Origin of the sequence: Azonexus caeni (assembly GCF_048146105.1) — a bacterium.
Lineage (GTDB): Bacteria > Pseudomonadota > Gammaproteobacteria > Burkholderiales > Rhodocyclaceae > Azonexus > Azonexus aromaticus_B.
Map to the genome: position 1 here is coordinate 15396 of NZ_JBKJAD010000016.1, position 23906 is coordinate 39301.

At 63.1% G+C, this 23906-nt stretch carries 22 protein-coding genes; 13 read left to right on the forward strand and 9 right to left on the reverse strand.

Annotation, left to right across the window (positions count from 1 at the left end; translation table 11 throughout):
- Window positions 1-18 precede the first annotated feature (18 nt).
- The 4 genes from ACLIIZ_RS14485 to ACLIIZ_RS14500 all read left to right on the forward strand — a co-directional run bounded on the left by ACLIIZ_RS14485 (window position 19) and on the right by ACLIIZ_RS14500 (window position 6207).
- Window positions 19-1428, forward strand: a complete 1410-nt coding sequence (locus ACLIIZ_RS14485; protein WP_416693270.1) for a bifunctional enoyl-CoA hydratase/phosphate acetyltransferase — start codon at window positions 19-21, stop codon at window positions 1426-1428.
- Window positions 1425-2615, forward strand: a complete 1191-nt coding sequence (locus ACLIIZ_RS14490) for an acetate/propionate family kinase (protein ID WP_416693271.1) — start codon at window positions 1425-1427, stop codon at window positions 2613-2615. Before ACLIIZ_RS14485 ends, ACLIIZ_RS14490 begins: the two co-directional genes overlap by 4 nt.
- Window positions 2616-2814: 199 nt before the next feature.
- The gene (locus ACLIIZ_RS14495) at window positions 2815-5703 is read left to right on the forward strand and encodes an adenosylcobalamin-dependent ribonucleoside-diphosphate reductase (protein WP_416693273.1); all 2889 of its coding nucleotides are present in this window, start codon (window positions 2815-2817) and stop codon (window positions 5701-5703) included.
- Window positions 5704-5907: 204 nt separating this feature from the next.
- Window positions 5908-6207 carry a DUF3579 domain-containing protein gene (locus tag ACLIIZ_RS14500; protein WP_416693276.1) on the forward strand — a complete coding sequence of 100 codons (300 nt, stop codon included), beginning with the start codon at window positions 5908-5910 and terminating at the stop codon, window positions 6205-6207.
- A 67-nt stretch (window positions 6208-6274) separates the two neighbouring features.
- On the opposite strand, the gene rpsT is transcribed toward ACLIIZ_RS14500, so the two are convergent.
- Entirely contained in the window at window positions 6275-6550 is a 276-nt protein-coding gene (gene rpsT / locus ACLIIZ_RS14505; RefSeq protein WP_416693278.1) for a 30S ribosomal protein S20, read from the reverse strand.
- Between the two features lie 228 nt (window positions 6551-6778).
- On the opposite strand from rpsT, the gene ACLIIZ_RS14510 reads away from it, so the two are divergent.
- Genes ACLIIZ_RS14510 through ACLIIZ_RS14540 form a run of 7 tightly spaced genes read left to right on the forward strand, consistent with a single transcriptional unit; the run spans window position 6779 to window position 13597 of the window.
- Window positions 6779-7327, forward strand: coding sequence for a GspH/FimT family pseudopilin (locus ACLIIZ_RS14510; protein WP_416693280.1), 549 nt, complete (start codon window positions 6779-6781; stop codon window positions 7325-7327).
- 33 nt (window positions 7328-7360) lie between these two features.
- Window positions 7361-7786, forward strand: coding sequence for a type IV pilus modification protein PilV (gene pilV, locus ACLIIZ_RS14515; RefSeq protein WP_416693282.1), 426 nt, complete (start codon window positions 7361-7363; stop codon window positions 7784-7786).
- Window positions 7783-8748, forward strand: a complete 966-nt coding sequence (locus ACLIIZ_RS14520) for a prepilin-type N-terminal cleavage/methylation domain-containing protein (protein ID WP_416693284.1) — start codon at window positions 7783-7785, stop codon at window positions 8746-8748. The genes pilV and ACLIIZ_RS14520 overlap by 4 nt, the downstream gene beginning before the upstream one ends.
- A gap of 1 nt (window position 8749) precedes the next feature.
- Complete coding sequence (locus ACLIIZ_RS14525; protein ID WP_416693286.1) at window positions 8750-9358, forward strand: pilus assembly PilX family protein; 609 nt, start codon at window positions 8750-8752, stop codon at window positions 9356-9358.
- A gap of 43 nt (window positions 9359-9401) precedes the next feature.
- Window positions 9402-12884: a pilus assembly protein gene (locus ACLIIZ_RS14530; RefSeq protein ID WP_416693288.1), complete on the forward strand. Its 3483-nt coding sequence runs from the start codon at window positions 9402-9404 to the stop codon at window positions 12882-12884.
- Window positions 12885-12886: 2 nt separating this feature from the next.
- Window positions 12887-13318: a type IV pilin protein gene (locus tag ACLIIZ_RS14535; protein WP_416693290.1), complete on the forward strand. Its 432-nt coding sequence runs from the start codon at window positions 12887-12889 to the stop codon at window positions 13316-13318.
- A 48-nt stretch (window positions 13319-13366) separates the two neighbouring features.
- Window positions 13367-13597: a hypothetical protein gene (locus ACLIIZ_RS14540; RefSeq protein WP_416693291.1), complete on the forward strand. Its 231-nt coding sequence runs from the start codon at window positions 13367-13369 to the stop codon at window positions 13595-13597.
- 37 nt (window positions 13598-13634) lie between these two features.
- Here ACLIIZ_RS14540 and ispH read toward each other — a convergent pair whose 3' ends face one another.
- Genes ispH through ACLIIZ_RS14565 form a run of 5 tightly spaced genes read right to left on the reverse strand, consistent with a single transcriptional unit; the run spans window position 13635 to window position 19207 of the window.
- Window positions 13635-14555: a 4-hydroxy-3-methylbut-2-enyl diphosphate reductase gene (gene ispH / locus ACLIIZ_RS14545; RefSeq protein ID WP_416693293.1), complete on the reverse strand. Its 921-nt coding sequence runs from the start codon at window positions 14553-14555 to the stop codon at window positions 13635-13637.
- Window positions 14555-14986 (reverse strand): FKBP-type peptidyl-prolyl cis-trans isomerase, encoded by a 432-nt coding sequence (locus ACLIIZ_RS14550; protein WP_416693295.1) that lies wholly within the window; start codon window positions 14984-14986, stop codon window positions 14555-14557. The genes ispH and ACLIIZ_RS14550 overlap by 1 nt, the downstream gene beginning before the upstream one ends.
- Window positions 14983-15462, reverse strand: coding sequence for a signal peptidase II (gene lspA, locus ACLIIZ_RS14555; RefSeq protein ID WP_416693297.1), 480 nt, complete (start codon window positions 15460-15462; stop codon window positions 14983-14985). The genes ACLIIZ_RS14550 and lspA overlap by 4 nt, the downstream gene beginning before the upstream one ends.
- Entirely contained in the window at window positions 15455-18277 is a 2823-nt protein-coding gene (ileS, locus tag ACLIIZ_RS14560) for an isoleucine--tRNA ligase (RefSeq protein WP_416693298.1), read from the reverse strand. The genes lspA and ileS overlap by 8 nt, the downstream gene beginning before the upstream one ends.
- Window positions 18278-18286: 9 nt before the next feature.
- Entirely contained in the window at window positions 18287-19207 is a 921-nt protein-coding gene (locus ACLIIZ_RS14565) for a bifunctional riboflavin kinase/FAD synthetase (protein WP_416693301.1), read from the reverse strand.
- 125 nt (window positions 19208-19332) lie between these two features.
- On the opposite strand from ACLIIZ_RS14565, the gene ACLIIZ_RS14570 reads away from it, so the two are divergent.
- On the forward strand, window positions 19333-20379 hold the full coding sequence (locus tag ACLIIZ_RS14570; protein ID WP_416693303.1) for a GGDEF domain-containing protein: 1047 nt from the start codon (window positions 19333-19335) through the stop codon (window positions 20377-20379).
- 4 nt (window positions 20380-20383) lie between these two features.
- Here the strand turns inward: ACLIIZ_RS14570 and ACLIIZ_RS14575 are convergent, their stop codons facing one another.
- Genes ACLIIZ_RS14575 through tsaE form a run of 3 tightly spaced genes read right to left on the reverse strand, consistent with a single transcriptional unit; the run spans window position 20384 to window position 22859 of the window.
- Window positions 20384-21094 carry a hypothetical protein gene (locus ACLIIZ_RS14575; protein ID WP_416693305.1) on the reverse strand — a complete coding sequence of 237 codons (711 nt, stop codon included), beginning with the start codon at window positions 21092-21094 and terminating at the stop codon, window positions 20384-20386.
- On the reverse strand, window positions 21094-22410 hold the full coding sequence (locus tag ACLIIZ_RS14580; protein ID WP_416693307.1) for an N-acetylmuramoyl-L-alanine amidase: 1317 nt from the start codon (window positions 22408-22410) through the stop codon (window positions 21094-21096). The genes ACLIIZ_RS14575 and ACLIIZ_RS14580 overlap by 1 nt, the downstream gene beginning before the upstream one ends.
- A complete protein-coding gene (gene tsaE, locus ACLIIZ_RS14585) occupies window positions 22344-22859 on the reverse strand; it encodes a tRNA (adenosine(37)-N6)-threonylcarbamoyltransferase complex ATPase subunit type 1 TsaE (RefSeq protein WP_416693310.1) in 516 nt (171 codons plus the stop codon). Before tsaE ends, ACLIIZ_RS14580 begins: the two co-directional genes overlap by 67 nt.
- Between tsaE and queG the strand changes: the two genes are divergently transcribed.
- Entirely contained in the window at window positions 22854-23906 is a 1053-nt protein-coding gene (gene queG, locus ACLIIZ_RS14590) for a tRNA epoxyqueuosine(34) reductase QueG (protein ID WP_416693313.1), read from the forward strand. The genes tsaE and queG overlap by 6 nt on opposite strands.

The window sequence follows — 23906 nt, forward strand, 5'->3', positions numbered from 1 at the left end:
TTCTGCCGGAGCCGCCAGATGTCCGAAACCCATTACCTGAGCAACAAGACCTACGATGAAATCGCCGTTGGCGACAGCGCCAGCCTGACCCGCACGCTGATGCCGGAAGACGTCAAGCTGTTCGCCATCCTGACCGGCGACTTCAACCCGGCGACGATCGATCCCAATTACTCGGAAAGCGGCATGTTCCGCGAGGCGATCGCCCACGGCATGTGGAGCGGTTCGCTGATTTCGACCGTGCTGGCCACCCAGTTCCCCGGCCCGGGCACGATCCTGGTCGACCAGGCGCTGCATTTTGCGCGGCCGGTGACGATCGGCGACCGCATCGTCATCACCGTCACCGTCAAGCACAAGTTCGACCATAACCGGCACATCCTCTTCGACTGCCTGTGCACCAACCAGGAAGGCCTGCCGGTGGTCAAGGGCACGGCGGAGGTGCTGGCGCCGAGCGAGAAGATGTCGCGCCTGCAGGAAACACAAGCGCCGGAAATCTATATCGACGACAAGCACGCCCGCTACACCCAGCTCCTGTCGCGGGTGAAGGGGCTGGAACCGATCCCGACTGCGGTCGCCCACCCCTGCGACCAGGAGTCGCTGCGCGGGCCGGTGATCGCCTTCCAGGCCGGCATCATCGAACCCATCCTGGTCGGTCCGGAAGCCAAGATCCGCGCCGTTGCCGAGGAATTCGCCATCGACCTGTCCGGCATCCGCATCGTCAATGCCGCGCACAGCCACGATTCGGCGGCGCTCGCCGTGTCGCTGATCAAGACCGGCGACGCCGAGGCGCTGATGAAGGGCAGCCTGCACACCGACGAACTGATGAGCGAGGTGGTCGCCCGCGCCAACGGCCTGCGCACCAACCGCCGCATCAGCCACGTCTTCGTCATGGACGTGCCGACCTACCACCGGCCGCTGCTGATCACCGACGCGGCGATCAACATTGCGCCGACGCTGGAGGAAAAGGTCGACATCATCCAGAACGCGATCGACCTCGCCCACATCCTCGACATCCCGGAACCCAAGGTGGCGATCCTCTCGGCGGTCGAGACGGTCAACCCGAAGATCCAGTCCACGCTCGACGCCGCCGCCCTGTGCAAGATGGCCGACCGAGGACAGATCAAGGGCGGCCTGCTGGACGGCCCGCTCGCCTTCGACAACGCGGTGTCGATCGTCGCCGCCAAGACCAAGGGCATCAAGTCGGCGGTCGCCGGCCATGCCGAAATCCTCGTCGTTCCCGATCTCGAATCCGGCAACATGGTGGCCAAGCAGCTCGAATACCTGGCCAACGCGCTGACTGCCGGCATCGTGCTCGGCACCAAGGTTCCCATCGTCCTGACCAGCCGCGCCGATACGGCGGAGACGCGCACCGCGTCCTGCGTCATCGCCGCTCTGGTCGCCCACGCCAAACGCGCCAAGGAAAACGCATGAGCCAAAAGAAGCAAGGCATCCTGACCATCAACGCCGGATCGTCGTCGATCAAGTTCGCGCTGTTCCCGCTCGACCATCCGATCTCGCCGCAGGCCGAAGTCTCCGGCCAGATCGATGGCATCGGCACCAATGCCACCAAGCTGGTCGCCCACGACCGCGCCGGCGAACGCATCGCCAACCAGGCCATCGCCGGCGACGCGGTCAGCCACAGCGCGGCGCTCGACGCCATGCTGCAGTGGTTCCTCGCCACCTACACCGGCTGGCAGATCGTCGCCGTCGGCCACCGCGTCGTCCACGGCGGCGAGCGCTACTCGAAGCCGATCATCGTCGACACCACGGTGCTCGGCCACCTGGAAAGCTTCATCCCGCTGGCGCCGCTGCACGAACCGCACAACGTCGCCGGGATCAAGGCGCTGCAGGCGCTGTTGCCGGAAGTGCCGCAGATCGCCTGTTTCGACACCGCGTTCCACCGCAGCCAGCCAGATGTCGCCCAGCTCTTCGGCCTGCCGCGCGCGCTGACCGCCGAGGGCATCAAGCGCTACGGCTTCCACGGCCTCTCCTACGAATACATCGCCCGCGCCCTGCCGCAGCATTCGCACCGCGCCAACGGCCGCGTCGTCGTCGCCCACCTCGGCAACGGCGCCAGCATGGCGGCGATGGTCAATCGCAAATGCGTCGCGACGACGCTCGGCTTCTCGACCATCGACGGCCTGATGATGGGTACCCGCTGCGGCAACCTCGACCCCGGCCTGATCCTCCACCTGATGGAGACCAAGGGCTTCACGGTCAAGGACATGACCCGCATCCTGTACAAGGAATCCGGCCTGCTCGGCGTCTCCGGCATCAGCCAGGACATGCGCACCCTGCTCGCCAGCAGCAAGCCGGAAGCGCACGAAGCGGTGGAACTGTTCTGCTACCGCATCGCCCGCGAACTCGGTTCGCTCGCCGCCGCCGCCGGCGGCCTCGACGCGCTGGTATTCACCGGCGGCATCGGCGAGCACGCCGCCGAAGTCCGCCGCCGCGTCTGCCTGCAGTCGGAATGGCTGGGCATCCGCGTCAACCCGGAAGCCAACGCCCGTCACGACATCGTGATCAGCGCCGGCAACAGCAGCGTCGATGTGCTGGTCGTGCCGACCAACGAGGAATGGATGATGGCGCACCACGCGCAGACGCTGCTCGCCCTCTGAAAATTATTTTTCCAGCCTTGGGCGCCGACCGTGAAAGCGGTCGGCGCCTTGTTTTTTCGGGCTTTTTCCGGCGATGACGGCAGCACCCCGAGGCGATGCAGAAAACACCGCATCTAGTCAACGTATTGCCCGCATACACTATATCTAGTAGATTACCGGGCATTCCAAACCAGATAACACCTACCGAGAGGAGCTTTCAATGAGCAAAATCGCCGAGCAGTTGTCGTTGACCGACATTCCTGCACCGCCGCAATTCGCGCCGCTGCCCGAGCAGGAAATCTCCGGCGAGGTGCTCATCGAAAAGTACGCCAAGGGCAAGGAAACCAACGTCCACGACGTGCGCAAACGCGTTGCCTGGGCCCTCGCCCAGGTCGAGCAGGAAGCCGACCGCGCGCACTGGGAAGGGCGCTTCCTGTGGGCCCAGGAAAACGGCTTCATCCCGGCCGGGCGGATCAACTCCGCCGCCGGCACCGACCTGCAGGCGACGCTGATCAACTGCTTCGTGCAACCGGTCGGTGACTCCATCGTTGAAAACGTCGAAGGCCGCCCCGGCATCTATACCGCGCTCGCCCAGGCCGCCGAAACGATGCGCCGCGGTGGCGGCGTCGGCTACGACTTCTCGTCGATCCGCCCGCAGGGCGCCCGCGTCAAGGGCACCCAGTCGCGCGCTTCCGGCCCGGTCTCCTACATGCGCGTCTTCGACCGCTCCTGCGAGACCGTCGAATCCGCCGGCGCCCGCCGCGGCGCCCAGATGGGCGTGCTGCGCTGCGACCATCCGGACATCGAGGAATTCATCCACGCCAAGGACAAAGGCGACCTGACCAACTTCAACATCTCGATCGGCGTCACCGACGCCTTCATGCACGCCGTTGACGTCGACGGCGACGTCGAGCTGGCGCACCGCGCCGAACCGAACGCCGACATGAAGGCGGCCGGCGCCTACCAGCGCGATGACGGCACCTGGGTCTACCGCAAGCTGCGCGCCCGCGAATTGTGGGACCAGGTGATGAAATCCACCTACGATCACGCCGAGCCGGGCATCCTCTTCCTCGACCGGATGAACAAGGACAACAACCTCAATTACTGCGAAGTGATCGAGGCCACCAACCCCTGCGCCGAACAGCCGCTGCCGCCCTACGGCTGCTGCTGCCTGGGTTCGATCAACCTGACCCTGTTCGTGCGCGACGCCTTCTCGAGCAAGGCCGAGTTCGACTTCGACGCCTTCGCCGAAGTCTGCCGCGTGTCCACCCGCATGCTCGACAACGTCCTCGACGCCACCCACTGGCCGCTCGAACGCCAGCAGCAGGAAGCCGCCAACAAGCGCCGCGTCGGCCTCGGCTTCACCGGCCTGGGCGATACGCTGGCCATGCTGCGCCTGCGCTACGACAAGGCGGAAGCCCGCGCCATGGCCGCCCGCATCAGCGAGTTCATGCGCGACACGACCTACCTGACCTCGGTCGAGCTGGCCAAGGAACGTGGCGCCTTCCCGCTATTCAACGCCGAACTGTATCTTTCCGGCGGCAACTTCGCGTCGCGCCTGCCGGCCGACGTCAAGGCCGAAATCCGCAAGCACGGCCTGCGCAACTCGCACCTCCTGTCGATCGCACCGACCGGCACCATCTCGCTGGCCTTCGCCGACAACGCGTCGAACGGCATCGAACCGCCGTTCTCCTGGACCTACAACCGCAAGAAGCGGATGCAGGACGGCACGATCAAGGAATACTCGGTCGAGGACTACGCCTGGCGCCTGTACAAGCACCAGGGCGGCGACGTCAGCAAGCTGCCGGACTACTTCGTCACGGCGCTGGAAATCTCCGCCAAGGCGCACGCCGACATGGTCGCCGCCGTCGCCCCGTTCATCGACACCTCGATCTCGAAGACGGTCAACGTGCCGGGCGACTATCCGTACGAAGACTTCCAGGATCTCTACATGCAGGCCTGGAAGGCCGGTCTCAAGGGCCTCGCCACCTACCGTCCGAACAGCGTGCTCGGTTCCGTCCTGTCGGTCGAACCGGCCAAGACCGAAGCTGACGACGACAAGTCGCCGCAGGACTTCGTCAGCGACGCCAACCGCCGCCTGTCGATCAAGAACCTGCCGGCGCCGGTCCTCTCCAGCCTGCGCTGGCCGGGGCGCCCGAACCTGCCGGAAGGCAACCTGTGCTGGACCTACATGGTCGATTCGCCAATCGGCAAGTTCGCCCTCTTCGTCGGTCACGTCGAACAGGAAGGCCACGCCTGGCCGTTCGAAGTCTGGGCCAACGGCCCGGCCGAACCGCGCGGTCTGGGCGCCGTCGCCAAGACCCTGTCCATGGACATGCGCGCCAACGACCACGGCTGGCTGGAAATGAAGCTCGAAGCCCTGGCCAAGACGCCGGGCGACGCCTTCGAAATGCACATGCCGCCGCACGGTGAGAAGAAGCGCATGCCGTCGGTCGTCTCGGCGATGGCGCAGGTCATTCACTGGCGCGTCAACCAGCTCGGCGCCCTCGGCCACGACGGCCCGACGCCGGTCAAGGATGCCCTGTTCTCGACCAAGGAACCGAAGACCGGCACCGACGGCACGCTGTCCTGGACGGTTGACGTCAACAACCCGTCCACCGGCGAGGATTTCGTCCTCGGCCTCAAGGAAATCACCCTGCCCGACGGCGTCACCCGCCCCTACTCGATGTGGCTCTCGGGCAACTACCCGCGCGCCCTCGACGGCCTGTGCAAGCTCCTCTCGCTCGACATGCGGGTGATCGACCCGGCCTGGATCGGCATGAAGCTCCGGAAGCTGCTCGACTACTCCGAGCCGCTCGGCGATTTCATGGCCTTCGTCCCGGGTTCGCGCAAGCAGCAGACCTGGCCGTCTACCGTCGCCTATATCGCCCAGCTGATCATCCACCGCTACGCCATGCTCGGCGTGCTCGACGAGGAAGGCTTCCCGCTGCAACAAATGGGCATCCTCGAGGCGCCGGAAGACACCACCAGCAACAAGGTGCTACCGACCCAGGGCAAGCTGTGCGGCGAATGCGGCAACCACACGATGATCCGCAAGGACGGCTGCGACTTCTGTACCGCCTGCGGTGCGGTCGGCACCTGCGGCTGACCTGAGATTCGCACCGGGTAATCCCCCGAAGGCCCATCGACCATAAGCTCGATGGGCCTTCTTGCATCTGGAATGCCCGCGCGAACGGCCGCCCAAGGCGCCTTTGCAGCCTGCCGGCAAGGGCTTGCAGTTATGGTAAGACCACTCGCTTCTGCTAGAATGCGCGGATACGCAAGGTCGCATCCCCTATAAGCAGAGTACACAATGACAACTCAAGAATCGACCACCTTCGTCATCGTCGGCGTGACCAAGGATGGCAGGAAATTCCGGCCCAGCGACTGGGCCGAACGCCTGTGCGGCGTCATGTCGGCGTTCGGCACCGAACGCAAGATGCGCTACTCGCCCTACGTCGGCCCCGGCGATTACAACGGGGACAAGGCCGTTTTCGTCGATGGCCGCCTCGGCGAAATCGAGCCGATGGCTTACCGCTTCATGCTCAACTTCGCCCAGGACAACGATCTGCAGATCATCGACGGCGTCTGCCCGCTGGACGGCAAAAAATAGAGCAATCTAGAAGCAATAAAAAAGGCGCCCGCAGGCGCCATTTTTATGATTCCGGGAGTCGCCTCGATCAGGCAGCGGCAGCGCCCATCGCCTTGATCTGTGCAGACAGACGGCTCTTGGTGCGAGACACCATATTCTTGTGCACAATCTGCTTGTCAGCGATACGATCGATGACCGAAACGGATTGTTGGAAAATGCTTTGTGCGGCGGCTTTGTCGCCGGCAACGATCGCCTTGCGCACGCTCTTGATCGCGGTACGCAGGGTCGAACGCAGACTTGCATTGTGGGCGCGCTGCTTGTCAGCTTGACGGGCGCGCTTGCGGGCTTGTGCGCTGTTGGCCATGAATTGATCTCTGTAAAAAAACCGAAGTCCGTCATTATTTCACAATCAGACAATGCACACAAGAAAATTCAGCGCGCTGTCCCAACAAAAAGCACTCGAAGACAAGCAAGCCCATCCCCCTCACCCGTTCCTGCAACCATCCATCGCCGCAGAACGACCACTGAGCCAGCAATAGAAGAAATCCGCATCCATCTCGTATAGATTAGACTCAGAAAATTGGTAAAGGCCATGAACAGCGCAATGATCAGGAATCCGCAAACCCCGCCCAGCCCCCGCCTTTCTATAGCTGGCTTCTCATTGGTGGAATTGATGGTTGCCGTGGCCATCATCGCCATACTTGCCGTGATCGCGGTCCCCGCCTTTCAGGACATGATCGTGCAGAGCCGCCTAAGCGCCCAGGCCAATGACCTTGTCAGCGCCATTCAGGCAGCCCGGGGCGAAGCCATCAAGCGCAACCTGCGGGTTGATTTCTGCAGGACATCCAGCGCCACCAGCACCGATTGCGCTGGCGCCGGTAGCTGGGAATTCTGGATCGCCCGAATCAACACCACCGCCACGGTACTTCGTCGAGGCAGCATCAATCCTGAATTGAGACTGTCCAGCACCTTCAACCAGGGACGGATCACTTTCCTCCCTGACGGCACCAGTACGATCACCACGGGCAGCGATACGCTGACCGCCTGCTCCCCCACCGGCAGTGGCAACACCACCCGAGTGATCACCGTCGGCATTGCCGGCAGAACCTCCGTCACGAAAACCACGGGATCCTGCAGCTAAATGAAACGCTCAATCTACCCCCGGCAAACCGCATTGCCCCTCCGGCAGCAAGGCGTCAGCCTGCTGGAAGTCATGATCGCCATGCTGGTCCTTTCCTTCGGCCTGCTCGGCTTGGCCAGCCTGCAGATGGCGACGTTGCGCAACAACCAGAGTTCGTTCGACAACAGCCGGGCGATCATGAGTATCTACAGCATTACCGACATCATGCGCGCAGACATGTCGAGTCAGGGCGCGCTGAACATGGCGAACGCTTTTCCTGCAGGCCGCAAAGCCGACTGGCTGAGCGACCTGAAGAGCAATCTCGGCGATGACGCCACCGGCTCCATCCAGTGCAAAGCAACGTCGAAAGACGCGATCCTCGGCGACCCCTTCATCAGCAACATCTGCACCGTCACGATTAGCTGGACCGACGTCCAAGGCGGAACGACGCGGACGATGACGACGGAGGTGCAACTGTGAAGCAGGCACGCAAGCTCGCCCAGCCCCGCCGGATGCGCGGGCTGTCGCTGGTCGAAATTATGGTCACGGTGGCGATCGGGCTGGTCATCACCCTCGGCGTGGTCGGAGTCGTCGGCGTCAACCAGCAGAATTTGCGCATCACGGAAGGCCTTTCGGAATCCCAGGAAAATGCCCGCATGGCGTTCGAGCTGATCGCCCGCGATGTCCGCCAGGCCAGGGATACCGGTTGTGGGCCGGTTACCGCCAGCAGGGTCACCGACCTCGACACCACGTGGTGGGGAAACTGGTATCCGATCCGCGGCTTTGACGGCACCACCGGCGCCCCTGGCGTCACCACCGGCAGCGCCACCGGACAACGGGTCTCCGGCACCGAAGCCTTGCAGCTGCAAGGCACGGGCGAGGCGGTTGTGATCGGCAGTTTCACGGGACTGAACAAAGTCACGCTGAAGACCAGCAGCCATTCATTGAGGGCTGGAACGGTCGTCATCTGCGACATGGACAACGCCAGCCTGCACAACGTCACGGCAGTTTCCGGGGCCGACGTCACCTTCTCGCCGAACATCGTCATCTCCGACCCGGACAACCCCCAGTTCCAGGCCGCCCAATACGTGGCGACCACCTGGTACATCGGCAACAACGGCCGCGCCGCCGAAGGAGGGCGCTCGCTGTATCGGGTCCGTAGAACGCCCGCTGGAACCACCTTGACCGAGGAAATCCTTCCCGGCGTGGTCGACATGAACATCAGTTACCACCGCGTCGGACAAGCCAACTTCGCTGCGACGCCACCGACCAGCGAAGCCGACAGCGATCTGATCAACGCCATCGAGCTTGAACTGGTTACCGAAACCACCCAAAGCAGCGTTGCCACCGAAGCGGCCAATGCCGATGCAGAACTGGTCGGCAGCGACGGCCGCCTCCGGCGTACCGTGACCCACGTCATCGCCATCAGAAACACCCTCTGACATGCGCAATATGAATCTACCTTCCCGTACCCGCCGCATGCCGGCACAACAGGGCGGCATCGCCCTGATCATGGCCATCATCATGCTGATCGTCGCGACCCTGGCAGGCATCGCCGGCATTCGCGGCAGTTCACTTCAGGAAAAGCTGTCCGGCAACCTCTATGACCGGGCGATCGCCCTGCAAGCGGCAGAAGCCGCCCTGAAGGCAGCGGAACTCCGGATTGTCTCGACAAACCGGGAAGACCTGCTGAAGGACACCACCATTGTCGACTGCACCGTGGCTGCCACAAACTGCCCGCCCATCCCGGCAAATGCATTTAACACTGGCACCACCCCCCAATGGACGACCCTCACCACGACCACCAATTCCAGCTTAAAAGCCGATACTTTCCCGCAGTATTTCATCCAGTACCTCGGCCTGAAAAACAGTAATGCCGTCACCGACACCAGCCAGTCGGCAATCCCCCTGCAATACGGCGCCACGGGCGGCGGCAGCGGCAGCGACTCGCCGCAGAACGCCACCTATCGAGTCATCGCCCGCAGCAGCCAGCCCACGGCGAATAACGACCGCTCCATTGCCCTGGTCAGCAGTTTGATCAAGGGTAATTGAGCCATGCTTATCTCATCGAATTCCAGCCAGACCAGGTGAAACCATGACACCGCACAGCCACCGCCCGACACCTGTCCGCCATCGCTTTTTGTCCTTGCTGCTCTCCGCGACGATCGCGCTGGCCCCGCTATCCTCTCAAGCCGGCGTCGATATCGCGCAGCAACCGCTGTCCGTTGCCGACCCCGTACCGCCGAACATCATGTTCATCATGGACGATTCGGGTTCGATGGCTTGGCAGCACATGCCCGGAACGACGGCAACATGGAGCGCTGCTCCTCCCAGCGGCTTGCCCTACAATGGCACGCTAACCAACGACATTCGCCTGCGCGCCAGCAATGTCAACACGCAATGGTACAACCCGCTGATCACCTATTCCCCCTGGCTCAAATACGACGGCAGCTCCTATGGCGACGTTTCGCTTTCCGCTGCGCCCAACGACCCTTCGGGAAAATCCGCCTCCGGCACTTTCGATTTTCAAAGCGAACGTGCTGACTGGCCAACGGTCAGTAAAAGCGAGACTGGCGACTACACCAGTAGTTGGCGCTATAGCGGTTTTTACCTCCTCAACCCCAACGCCAGCGCCACCGACGATCAAAATTACGTGCGCTACGAGTTCCGGTTTGAGCGCCCCTGCACGCAAACCCAGCGACAATGCAGTTGGTATGGCTGCTGGGACGTCTGTGTCGTCTACGGAACTGCTTCTTGGAAGGCCCGCAAAATCACTCTGACTGGAGCGGGAGACGACAGCGTCCGCACAGATATCACCCAGTTCGACTGGACGGCGCACGGCGGTCCGGTACGCACTGTCCAGCAGGAAATTCAAAACTACGCCAACTGGTATTCCTATTACCGTCTGCGCGCCACGATGGCCAAGGCATCGGCCAGCCGGGTTTTTGCCAAACTGGGTACGGGCTACCGCATTGGCTACAACACGATCTGGAACCGCCAAGACCTGAAGATTCCGGTTGGAACGGATAACGGCCTGTTTCGCGGCGACAACAAGAAGGATTGGTTTGACTCGCTGTTCAATACCAATAGCACCGATGGCACGCCTTTGCGACAGGCGCTCGGTCGCGCTGGAGAATATTTCACCGACACGGCGAGTACCGGCCCATACGGACCGGAAACGGGCAGCCAGCAAGTTTCCTGCCGCCAGAACTTCGCGATCATGACAACCGACGGTTACTGGAACAGCGACGCGGCAGACAAATCCGAAGCCAGAGCAGACAATGACAGCACCAATGGAAGCGCCATCAGCGGCTTGAATGGCAAGTCCTACCAGTACGTGGCGGGATTGCCCTACAAAGACGGGCGCTCCAATACGCTGGCCGATGTGGCGATGTACTACTGGAAGACGGATTTGGTAGCGAACTTGACCAACAATGTCCCGACATCGGCCAAGAACCCGGCATTCTGGCAGCACATGCGCACCTTCGGGATTTCCATTGGCGAGAAAGGGACGCTTGATCCCAAAACCGATCTTCCGGCCTTGACCGCTGGCACAAAGACCTGGCCCGCGCCCGGTTGCGATACATCGGGCAGAACCTGCATCGACAGGCAAGCCAACATTGACGACCTCTGGCATGCCGCAGTCAATTCACGCGGCGAATTCATCGTCGCCTCCAACCCGGATGAATTCACCAAAGCGCTGGGCGATACGCTGAACGCGATCAAGAACGAAACCAAGAGCGCGGCCAGCGGCGGCTCCAGTTCCACCCGGATCGAAGCTGGCGCCAAGGCCATTTTCAGCCAATACACTTCCGGCTCCTGGAACGGCAACCTTCTCGCCTACAACATCAATGAAACGACCGGCCTGCAGGACACCACGGCGCCCGCCTGGACGGCGGAAAGCATGCTTCCCGCCTGGGGGTCACGCAACATCTATGTCAGCAAGGACGGTGCTTCGGTACCGTTCCGCTACAGCAACCTGAACGCCGCGCAGCAAACCGCACTGGGGTCGCAGCAAGTCGTCGACTACCTGCGCGGCGACCGCAGCCAGGAACAACCCACCGGGACCATGCGCGCCCGCGCCGGCGTCCTGCCCGCCTTCGTCAACTCGCAACTGGTCTATGTCGGCCCGCCCAGCCAGACGGCTTACTTCGGCAATGCCAGCTTCACCGGCGCCAGCCAGTATGCGGCTTACGCCACCAGCAAACAGAGCCGGACCCCGATCATCTACGTCGCTGGCAACAATGGCATGCTGCACGCATTCAACGGCAACACCGGTGCGGAAGTCTATGCCTTCCTGCCCAATTTCTCGATCATGCACCCGAGCGCCTCAGCCACCCAGAAGACGCTGAAGCTCTACACCGACCCGAAATACGGCCTGAACGATTCCGCCGATGCCGACTGGGAAACCTACAAACATCGCTATATTCTGGATGGCGAACTGACCGTGGCCGATGTCTATCTCTCAGGTGCCTGGAAGACCATTCTGGTTGGCACTCAAGGACGCGGCGGTACAGGCGTATTCGCCCTCGACGTGACCGACCCGACAGACATCAAGTTCCTCTGGGAAAAAACCAGCAGCGACAGCGCTGCCTTGGGCAACAATCTGGGCAAGCCCATCATTGCCCAGGTGGCGAGCGGCGACTGGCGCGTCATTCTCGGCAACGGTCCCAACAGCACCGGCGACAAGGCGCAATTGATCATGATCAAGCTTTCCGACGGCAGCATATCGACGGTAGATACCGGCGCCGGCGAAAACAACGGTCTGGCCGGCGTCAATCTGTGGGATGCGGACAAGGATGGTTTCTTCGAGACAGCCTATGCCGGCGACCTGAAGGGGAACCTGTGGCGCTTCAAGGGACTCGGCGGAACCGCCACGGTTGCAAAGTTGTTCACCACCCGCAACGCCCGCCCGATCACCGCCATGCCACTGGTTGTGCGCAATCAAAAAACCAACAAGACCTGGGTTTTCTTCGGTACCGGCCAAAATCTCAACAAGGTCGACCAGGAAAATCTGGATGTCCAGAGTTGGTACGGCATGATGGACGACGGCAGCGAGGTCGCCAGCAACAAGTTGCGGGCTCGCGCAATCGGCAGTTCCGGCACCATCGGAGCACGTTCCGCCAGAGTGCTGGAATCCGGCACCGAGGCGGAAATCATCAGCGCCGGACAACTTGGCTGGTACATTGACTTCCCCGCCAACGGCGAACGCATGATCACCCCGAACAGCCTGCTGGGAGGTGCGCTCTTCGGCACGACCTACACACCGGACAATAGCGACACTTGCGCCCCTGATGGCAAGAGTTCATTGTGGGCGATCAACCCGTTCAGCGGCGCGCGACTCAATCAGGGTATCTTCGACGTCAATGGTGACGGGGTCGTCGATGGCACGGACAAGGTTAACGGCGTTTTCCCGTCGGCGCTCGATGGACTCTCGCCGATCACCAGCGGACAGCCTCCCATCACGGTGGGCAAGGATGGAAAGTTCTCCGTCCATCTCCCCGGCGAATCGATCGGTGGCAAACTTCCGGTCGGCGTATTGGGACGTCAATCCTGGCGTGAAATCATCGGACAATAAACATGAACCAAACCATTCACTTACAGAACAGGCTAGCCAAGGCCCATCACCTACGCGGCGACGGGGGATTCTCTCTGGTTGAACTCATGATCGTCGTCGCTGTCATCGGCATCCTTGCCAGTATTGCGGTGCCGAGCTATCAGGCCTATGTTCGGCAGAGCGTCCGTACCCAGGCTCAGGGATGCGTTTCACAGATTGCCCAGGCACTGGAAAGACGCTATTCCACCGCGCTCAGCTATGCGGGCGCGATGCCTGTAACGGGATGCACCACAGAAGGGGGATTGAACACGCGCTACACGATCACGGCCAACATCCAGGCCAGAAGCTATACCCTGACTGCGACGCCCTCGGGTGATCAGGCCAAGGACACCTGTGGCACGATGACCCTGAACAACCAGGCCAACAAAACAGCCGCCAAGACTGGTTGCTGGTAAGCGGGGAAGCTACAATGTTCCGGGATTTTTTTCTGACCGGAAAGCAACATGCAAACCAAGAAATTCAACATCAACGAACTGACGCTCGAGGACATGCAACCGAAGCAGGCTTCTCGGCATGATCCCTCGAACGTCGGTCGCAAGTGTCTCAAATGCGAGCACATCCGGCTCGCTTCGGAAAGCCACATTCCGGCCTATGAGTGCCCGAAATGCGGTGCTGTTTACGACAAGATCGAGCAACTGGTCAGCGCTCGTCCCATGGGCAAACTGGCACGCTGAACGACTGTCTGTCCATACTCCTGATCCCTCAGGGCCTTCAGGCAAGTTCTTTCGGCAGGGCGAACGAAACGCCTTCTTCCACGCCCTGCAACTGCCCCACCGCCGCGCCAGTTAGCTGGCCCAGGCGGTCAACCACCTGCTGGACCAGGACTTCCGGCGCCGAGGCACCGGCGGTGACGCCGATGCGTTGCTTGCCGACCAGCCAGGCCTCGTGGATTTCTGCGGCGCTGTCGATCAGGTAGGCGTCAATCCCGCGGCCGGCGGCGACTTCCTTCAGGCGTCGGGAGTTCGAACTGTTCGGGCTGCCGACGACGACGACCAGATCGCATTGTTCGGCCAAAGCCTTGACCGCGTCCTGGCGGTTCTGCGTGGCGTAGCAGATGTCGTCCTTCTTCGGCCCCTGGATTGCCGGAAAACGCTGGCGCAGGGCGTCGATGACGCGACGGGCGTCGTCCATCGATAGCGTCGTCTGGGTCACGTAGGAAAGTTGTTCGGGCAGGCGGACCTGGAGTTGGGCGACATCATCGACGGTTTCGACCAGATACATGCCGCCGTCGCTCTGCCCCATCGTCCCTTCGACCTCGGGGTGGCCCTTGTGGCCGATCATGACGATCTCGCGCTCGCCCTTGCGCATGCGCCCGACCTCCAGGTGCACCTTGGTCACCAGCGGGCAGGTGGCGTCGAAAATCTTCAAGCCGCGCTGCTCGGCCTCGTCACGAACCGCCCGCGAAACACCGTGGGCGCTGAAGATCACCGTGCTGCCAGCCGGCGCCTCGGCGAGTTCCTCGATGAAGACGGCGCCCTTGGCGCGCAGATCGTCGCAGACGAACTTGTTATGCACGACCTCGTGGCGGACGTAGATCGGCGCGCCGAAGCGCTCCAGCGCGCGCTCGACGATGGCGATGGCGCGCTCGACGCCGGCACAGAAGCCGCGAGGATTGGCAAGGATGACCTGCATTACATGATTCCGATAATCTTTACCTCGAAGCGGATCGGTTTGCCCGCCATCGGGTGATTGAAGTCGAACAAGGCGCTGGTTTCGTCGAGCTCGCGCAGGAAACCAGCGAAGGTCGCGCCGTTGGGCGCGGTGAATTCGACGACCGAATTCTCCTTGAGTTCCATGCCGGCGGGCAGTCCGTTACGGGCGATGCGCTCGACCAGGCGCTCGTTGTGTACGCCGAAGGCCTGTTCCGGTTCCAGTTCGAACACGTAATGCTCGCCGGCGTTCAGACCGAGCAGCACGTTTTCGAGGTTCTCGGCGAGCTGGCCGCTGCCCATCTGCAAGGTCGCCGGGCTCATGTCGAAGGTGGACAGGAATTCCTCGCCGTCGAGCGCGGTCACGCGGTAATGCAGGGTCAGGTAGCTGTCGGAGCGGACGGTGGTACTCATGCGTTATCTTTCTGTTCTTTCTGGGTCAGCGTAGCGACGATCAACAGCAGCGCGCCGACGCTGATTGCCGAATCGGCGACGTTGAACGCAGGCCAATAGTAGCCAGCGGCGTGCCACTGGATGAAATCGACGACGGCGCCAAAGCGCACGCGGTCGATGACGTTACCGAGCGCCCCACCCATCACCAGGGTCAGCGCCAGCGCCATCAGTTTCTGTTCCGGGTGTTTCTTCAGCTCAAAGGCGATCCAGCCGGAAACGCCGAGCGCCAGTACGGTGAAGAACCAGCGCTGCCAACCCGGCTGGTCGGCGAGAAAGCTGAACGCCGCCCCCGGGTTGAAAGTCAGCACCCAGTTCCAGAACGGCGCGACGTAGATCGTTTCGCCAAAGCTCAGCGTATTGAGCACGACCCACTTGGCGAGCTGATCGAGAACGACGATCAGCGCCGCCAGCGCATACCAGTGCTGCGCCTTAGGCATGCGTGCGCACCTCGCCGTCGCCGTGCAGGTTGCTGACGCAGCGCCCGCACAGACCGGGATGCGCCGGATCGGCGCCGACGTCTTCGCGCACGTGCCAGCAGCGTTCGCACTTGGCGTGGGCCAGCGGCGTGGCAGTCACCGATTCCTCGGCGGATTCGATCAGCGTGGTCGCCGAGCAGATGAAGACGAACTTCAGGTCGTCGCCCAGCGCCGACAGCGCCGCGAACTTGTCGCCGGCACAGCGGATTTCGACTCCCGCCTGCAGCGCGGCACCAATCTCGCCGGCCTCGCGACGGGCCTCCAGCGCCTTGGTGACGTCGTTGCGCACTTCGCGAACGATCGCCCACTTGGCCAGCAGCTCGGCCTCGCCAGGCTGTTCCGGCAGCTCATGCCACTGCTGGAACATCACCGAATCGTCCTCGTCACCGCTCAGCACGGCCCAGACTTCCTCTGCGGTAAACGAGGTGATCGGCGCCAGCAGGCGGACGAAGGCCTGGGTGATGTGCCACAGCGCCGATTGCGCCGAACGCCGGGCGAGCGACTGCGGCGCCGTCGTGTATAGGCGATCCTTGAGGATGTCGAGGTAGAAGCCGCCGAGGTCTTCCGAGCAGAAGGTCTGCAGCGCCTGGACCACGCGGTGGAACTCGTAGCGATCATAATCGGCGCGCGCGCCATCCTGCAGAGCGCGAGTCAGTGCCAGCGCATAGCGGTCGATCTCCAGCCAGTTATCGACTGGCAGCATTGCGGTCGACGCGTCGAAATCGGAAATATTGGCGAGCAGGAAGCGCAGCGTGTTGCGGATGCGGCGGTAGCCTTCGACGACGCGTGCCAGGATTTCCTTGGACATCGCCAGTTCGCCCGAATAATCGGTCGACGCAACCCACAGGCGCAGGATGTCGGCGCCCATCTTGTCGGTGACTTCCTCCGGCAGAATGGTGTTGCCGAGCGACTTGCTCATCTTGCGCCCCTGCTGGTCGACGGTGAAACCGTGCGTCAGCAGCGCCTTGTACGGCGGATGACCGTCGATCGCCGCGCCGGTAAGCAGCGACGAATGGAACCAGCCGCGATGCTGGTCGGAGCCTTCCAGGTAGAGGTCGGCGCGCGGACCGCTGGCATGGCCGTCGTTGTGCGAACCGCGCAGCACATGCCAGTGCGTCGTGCCGGAATCGAACCAGACGTCGAGCGTATCGCTGATCTTCTCGTACTGCTCGGCTTCCGCCCCCAGCGGTTCGGCGGCGTCGAGCTTGAACCAGGCCTCGATGCCTTCCTTTTCCACGCGCTTGGCCACTTCTTCCATCAGTTCGACGGTACGCGGATGCAGTTCGCCGGTTTCCCGGTGCATGAAGAAGGGAATCGGCACGCCCCAGTTGCGCTGGCGCGAGATGCACCAGTCCGGCCGGTTGGCGATCATGTTGTGCAGGCGCGGCTTGCCCCAGCCGGGATAGAACTCGGTCGCCTCGACACCGCGCAACGCGATCTCGCGCAAGGTCTCCCCTTCTCCGCCGTGCCCGGTTTGCGCCGGTTGGCTGGCCACCTTGTCCATGCCGACGAACCACTGCGCCGTGGCGCGGTAGATCACCGGCGTCTTGTGCCGCCAGCAGTGCATGTAGCTATGGCTGATATTGCCGTGCGAGAGCAGGCAGCCGACTTCGGTCAGCTTGTCGCAGACCGCCTGATTGGCCTTCCAGATCGACATGCCGCCAAAGAAAGGCAGGTCGTCCACATAGACGCCATCGCCCTTGACGATGGAAAGGATCTCGTCGTTGCCGCGCCCGTAAGCGAGCCAGGTATTGAAGTCATCGACGCCGTGCGCCGGCGCGCTATGCACGACGCCGGTACCGGCATCCAGCCCGACGTAGTCGGCGAGGTAGACCGGCGACTCGCGATCGTACAGCGGGTGGCGGAAGCGCAGCCCTGCCAGCGCCTTGCCCTGCACGGTGGCCAACACGCTGCCTTGCAGGTCGTAGCGTTGTAGCGAGGCCTCAAGCAGCTCGGCGGCCAGCACCAGCAGCCGCTCGCCGGTATCGACCAGCGCATAGTCATGTTCGGGATGGATGTTCAGCGCCTGGTTGGCCGGAATGGTCCACGGCGTCGTCGTCCAGATCACCGCGAACGCCGGTTTCGTCAGCGCCGGCTGGCCGAAGGCAGCCGCCAGTTTTTGCCCGTCGGCGGCGTCGACCGGAAAGGCCACGTCGATGGTCGGCGATTTCTTGTCGGCATACTCGACTTCCGCCTCGGCCAGCGCCGAACCGCAGTCAAAACACCAGTTCACCGGCTTCAGGCCCTTGAATACGTAGCCTTTCCTGACGATTTCGGCCAGCGCCCGGATTTCGCCGGCTTCGTTGGCAAAGTTCATCGTCAGGTAGGGATTGTCCCATTCCCCCAGCACGCCGAGACGAATGAAGCCGGCCTTCTGGATTTCGATCTGTTCGGCCGCGTAGGCGCGGCACAGTTCGCGCACCTTGTCGGCGGGCAGGTTCTTGCCGTGCGTCACCTCGACCTTGTGCTCGATCGGCAGACCGTGGCAATCCCAGCCGGGCACGTAAGGCGCATCGAAGCCGGCCAGCGTCTTCGAACGTACGATGATGTCCTTGAGAATCTTGTTCAGCGCGTGGCCCAGATGCAGGCTGCCGTTGGCATAGGGCGGGCCGTCGTGCAGGATGAACTTCGGCCGCCCGGCAGAAATCTCGCGAATCCTCCGGTAAAGCTGCTTCTCTTGCCAGCGTGCCACCCACTTCGGCTCGCGCTTGGGCAGGTCGCCGCGCATCGGGAACGGGGTATCGGGAAGATTCAGCGTCTCTTTGTAATCAGCCATTTTGCTTGCTCACCGCTTGAAGAAAGCCCGCGCCACCGCGGCATCGGCCGCGATCTGCGCCTTGAGGGCGTCGAAATTGGGAAAACGTTGCTCGTCGCGCAGCTTGTGCACGAAACGCACCGAAATATGCGCGCCATAAATGTCGCGGTCGAAATCGAACAGATGCACTTCCAGCAGCGGCCGCGTACCGCCGAGCGTCGGGCGGATGCCGAGGTTGGCGACACCGGGCAATGGTGCCTCGTCCAAGCCCGCGACCTCGACGGCAAAAACACCGGTCATCGGCAGCGGGTTGTGCTTGATGCGCAGGTTGGCCGTGGCAAAACCGAGCTGGCGGCCGAGCTTCTGGCCGTGAACCACCTGGCCGTCCATCATGTACGGGCGGCCGAGCAACTTCGCCGCGTGCGCCATGTCGCCAGCAGCCAGCGCCCGGCGCACGCCGGAACTGGAGACTCTTTCAGCATCGACAACAACGCTGGCCATCGCTTCGACGGCAAAGCCATGACGTTCGCCAGCAGCCTGCAGCAAGGCGAAATCGCCGACACGCCCCCTGCCGAAACGGAAATCGTCGCCGATCACGAGATGCCGGACGCGCAGGGCATGCACCAGAACATCGTCGATGAAGGCTTGCGCCCCCAGCGCCGCGAAAGCGCGGTTGAAGGGGCAGATCATCGCTTGCGCCACGCCGCTGGCGGCGAGCAGTTCGAGCTTTTCGCGGAAGGTGCTGAGGCGGGCCGGTGCCGAATCGGGCGCGAAGAACTCGCGCGGATGCGGCTCGAAGCTCAATACCGTCGGCACCAGCGAGCGCTCTCCAGCCACCTCGGCCAGACGGCCGATCAGCGCGGCGTGGCCACGATGCACGCCATCGAAATTGCCGATGGCCAGTGCGACCGGTGCCGGAACAGGACGAGAATAACCGCGAAAAACGCGCATCGGATGCTGCTGCAAAAAAGCGCGATTATACCGGGGCGCCCTGAAGTTCCGGCCAAATCCACGAAAAAACAGCCCCTTGCCGCAGAGGCCGCCGCTATAATCTGGCAAAATCGACAAGCCATCCCATGATGCTCAGCCTGATCAACCATGTTCTTCGCATTTCGGCGCGCCGCGACCGTACCGAAATCAACTCGGCAATGGTCGACGCACTGAAGGAGCTGTTTTCCCCACGCCGGCTGACCATTTATCGCTGCTATTCCAGCAAACGCAAGACCATTGTCTTCGCCTGCGCCGGCTATGGCCCGCAAGGGCAGTTCCTGCGCAACGCCTACCTGCCCGAAGCACGCTTCTGCCAGCCGATCGAACGCGACCCGCTGCTCCGACAATGCCGGCGCGAACTCTCCGCCGTCCTCGAACCCATGGGCGACGGTTCGCATCGGGTGATCTTCCCGATATTGCGCCTTGATGAACCGATCTACTTCATTGATCTGGTGATGGAAGAGGATTTTTCCGCCGACCTGCGCGTCACCCTGATGGGACTGGTTGAGTATTTCGGCAACCACATCGGCCTCCTCGACTACGGCGAGGCCGACACGCTGACCGGCCTGGCCAGCCGCAAGACTTTCGACAAGCACCTGTTCGAACTGCTCGGTCTGGCCGCTTCCGACCACATGCTCGGCAACGCGCCGCAACCTGCCCGGCGCAACGAACAAGCGGACAGCAACCACTGGCTGGCAGTCTGCGACATCGACCATTTCAAGCGGGTCAATGACAGCTACGGCCACCTGATCGGTGACGAGGTGTTGATCATGGTGTCGCAGGTGATGCGGCAGAGTTTTCGTTTCGACGACCAGTTGTTCCGCTTCGGCGGCGAGGAATTCATCGCCCTGCTGCAGCCGACCAACCGCCAGTCGGCCGCGGCAACCCTGGAGCGCTTCCGCCACGACGTCGAGCAGACGGTTTTCAGCCGCGTCGGCCACGTCACCGTCAGCATCGGCTTCAGCCGCCTGCTGCTCAGTGACACCCCGAGCGACGTCATCGAACGCGCCGACGAGGCGCTTTACTATGCCAAGCGCAACGGCCGCAACCAGCTTGCCTGCTACGAGCAGTTGATCGAAGACGGGCGGCTGGCCGCCCGCGAAATCGCCAAGGGCGAAGTCGAACTCTTCTGAGGCCTCAGCGGCGGCCAGCGGCGAGCAAGGCGCTGGCCGCGCTGATCCGCTCGCCGAGCGGCACGGAAGCGTCGTTCATCACCGCCAGCAGGAAAGCCGCCGGATCGGCAAAATGTCCGGCCAAGGGCAAAGCACCTGCAGCCGGCGCCTGAACCGGTGTCGGCAGTTGGGCCATTGCCTTGGCCAACTGCCGGTCGTCGATCGCCCTCAAGCCGGCCAGCATTTCCACCTGCCGCTCCGGATTGGGCGGAAACTCCAGCCCCGGCTCGCTGACGAACATGCTGCCCATGCCGGGATCGATGAAGGCCGACCAGCGCTCGACACCGGCGTCGAACGCTGGCACCAACGGCACTGCTTCAACCCCGCTCAACGGATGACAGCGCACCCGCTCGGCCGGCAGATCGCTCAGGCAAGCTGCCCGCAGGCCATCGTAAAACGCGGCCAGTTGCGGCAGTGGCCGCGGTGTTGCGAAAGCCAGCCAGAGCGTGAACGCGCCGCCGACGGACACCGACAGCGCTGGCTGCGGCAAGGCCAGCTCGTCGGCGAGATAACTCAGGGTTGCACCAACGCTCGGCCAGTCGCTGGCCTGCGGGAATTCGATGAGCAAGGCGCGGGCCGTGCCAGCGGCGTCAAGCAGCGGCAGTTGCGCGGCATCGCCAGCGATATCGGCAGCCGTGTAAAGACGGCGCAGTTCAGTGAGCGGCGCGGCCTGCATCAGCCGATCTGGGCGATCTTCGCCTTCGGCCCCGGCGGATGCTTGATGAAGTACTGGCGGATGCCGCGCATGATGGCGTCGGCCATCTGCTCCTGATAGGCGTCGTCCTTCAAGCGCAGCTCTTCTTCCGGATTGGAGATGAAGGCGGTCTCGATCAGTGCCGATGGAATGTCCGGCGCCTTGAGGACGGCGAATCCCGCCTGCTCGACGCTGGTCTTGTGCAGGTGGTTGATCGAGCCGAGTTCGCCGAGCAGGTACTTGCCGAGTTTGAGGCTGTCGTTGATGGTCGCCGTCTGCGACAGATCGAGCAGGGTGCGGGCCAGGAAAACGTCCTTGGTCTTGGCCAGATTGACGCCGCCGATCAGGTCGGCGCTGTTTTCCTTCTGCGCCAGCAGGCGAGCCTGGGTGCTCGACGCCCCCTTCTCGGACAGGACGAAGACCGAGGAACCACGCGCATCGGGCTTGATCCAGGCGTCGGCATGGATCGACAGGAAGAGGTCGGACTGGATGCGTCGCGCCTTCTGCACGCGCACCTGCAGCGGAACGAAGAAATCGCCGTCGCGGGTGAGCACGGCGCGCATGTTCGGTTCGGCGTCGATGCGCGCTTTCAGGCGACGAGCGATGGCCAGCGTGACCGCCTTTTCGTGGGTACCGCGCTTGCCGACGGCACCGGGATCTTCGCCGCCATGCCCGGGATCGAGCATGATCGTCACCAGCCGGTCGACCACGGCTTTGCCCGAGCGCTTCGCCACCTGCGGCTCTGGCGCCTTGGCCGGCTTCGCTTCCTCGCCGCCGAGGTCCTGCCCCGGCTTGAGCGGCTCGACCGCGTCGCGCCGCCCTTCGAGCAGCGCCATCAGGGGATCGGCCGGGGTTTCCGGATAGATGTCGAGGACCAGGCGGTGACCGTATTCGCCAACTGGCACCAAGGAGAACACCTGCGGCACGACGCGCGTCTTCAGTTCCATCACCAGACGGACGACGCCCGGTTTGAAGCGGCCGGCCCGCAGCAGCTTGATGTAGGGATCGTCATCGCCGACCTTGCCGGCCAGGCTGTCGAGCACGCTGTTGAACTCGACACCTTCGATGTCGACGACCAGACGCTCCGGATTTTCGACGGTGAAATGGGTGAATTTCAGCGGCGCGTCGTGTTCGAGCGTGACCCGGGTGTAATCGGCGGCCGGCCAGATGCGTACCGCGACGATCGCCGGCCGGCTGGCGGCGCGACCGGTGAGCGGCGTGACCGAGAGAACTAGCGCGCTGCCGGCGTAGCGCAGGAGCTGCCGACGGCGCGGATCGAGGCGGTGGTCCTTACGCATGACGCCCCCCTTTCCGAGATGGCTGCAAGTTCGGCAACACGCGCGCCACCGGCGTGCCGCAGGAGAATGCGGAGATCGGGCGCTGGCACGCAGCCGGCCGCCTTGTCGGGCCATTCGACCAGGCAGACGGAGGCGTCGTTGAAGTATTCACCAAATCCCGCATCGAGGAATTCCTCGGGTGACTCGAAACGATAAAAATCAAAGTGATACAAGTATAAACTCGAAACTACGTAAACTTCAACCAAAGCATAGGTCGGACTTTTCACCGGACCACTGTATCCAAGCGCCCGGATCATCGCCCGTGCCAGCGTCGTCTTGCCGGCGCCGAGGTCGCCTTCGAGGTAGATCACCAGCCCCGGCTGCAACGCCTGCGCCAGTTCGGCACCGAGGCACTGGGTCGCCGCCTCGTCGGGGAGATCGAAAACGGCGGTAACATCCGGGCTATGCATGATCAGGACTCCAATCTGGACCACGTCGCCATCAAGGCGCGCATCCGCGAACTCGGCCGGGAACTGGGTTTTGCCGAGATCGGCGTGGCCCGCGCCGAACCGGGCGCCGCCGTCGATCGGCTGCGTGCATGGCTGGCCGCCGGCATGCACGGGGAGATGGATTATATGGCGCGCCACCTTGAACTGCGCGCCCGGCCGCAGCAACTGGAAGCCGGCACGCTGACGGTGATTTCCGCGGCCCTCGACTACCTGCCTCATGATAAAGCCGCCGACGCTCCCGGTCAGGCGGCGATCTCCCGCTACGCTCAGGGCCGCGACTACCACAAGGTGGTGCGCAACCGACTGCAGAAGCTGGCCAGCGCCATCGGCGAACTGGCCGGCCTCTACGGCTACCGCGTCTTTTCCGATTCGGCGCCGGTGATGGAAGTCGAATACGCCCGCCAGGCGGGCCTCGGCTGGCGCGGCAAGCACACGCTGCTGCTGTCGAAACACGGCTCGTGGCGCTTTCTCGGCGAAATCTACTGCGACCTGCCGCTGCCGCCCGACGCGCCGGTCGACGAGCACTGCGGTTCCTGCCGCGCCTGCCTCGACGCCTGCCCGACCGGCGCCATCGTCGCCCCCTATGTGGTCGACGCGCGGCGCTGCATTTCCTACCTGACCATCGAACTCGCCGGCGCCATCCCCGAGGCATTCCGGCCGCTGCTTGGCAACCGCATCTACGGCTGCGACGACTGCCAGACCTGCTGCCCGTGGAACCGCTTCGCCCGGCTCGGCGATCCGGAATTCGCGCCACGCCATGGTCTGGATTCGGCGACGCTGATCGAATTGTTCGCTTGGAGCGAACAGCAGTTCAACGACCGTCTGGCCGGCAACCCGATCCGCCGCATCGGCCATGAACGCTGGCTGCGCAACATCGCCGTCGGGCTCGGCAACGGCCCGGCCACCAACGCGGCAATCGGCGCCCTGCGAGCCCGGGCTGACGATGCGTCGGCACTGGTCCGCGAGCACGTCGCCTGGGCCCTCGGACGCCTTGGCAGCGCTAGCTGA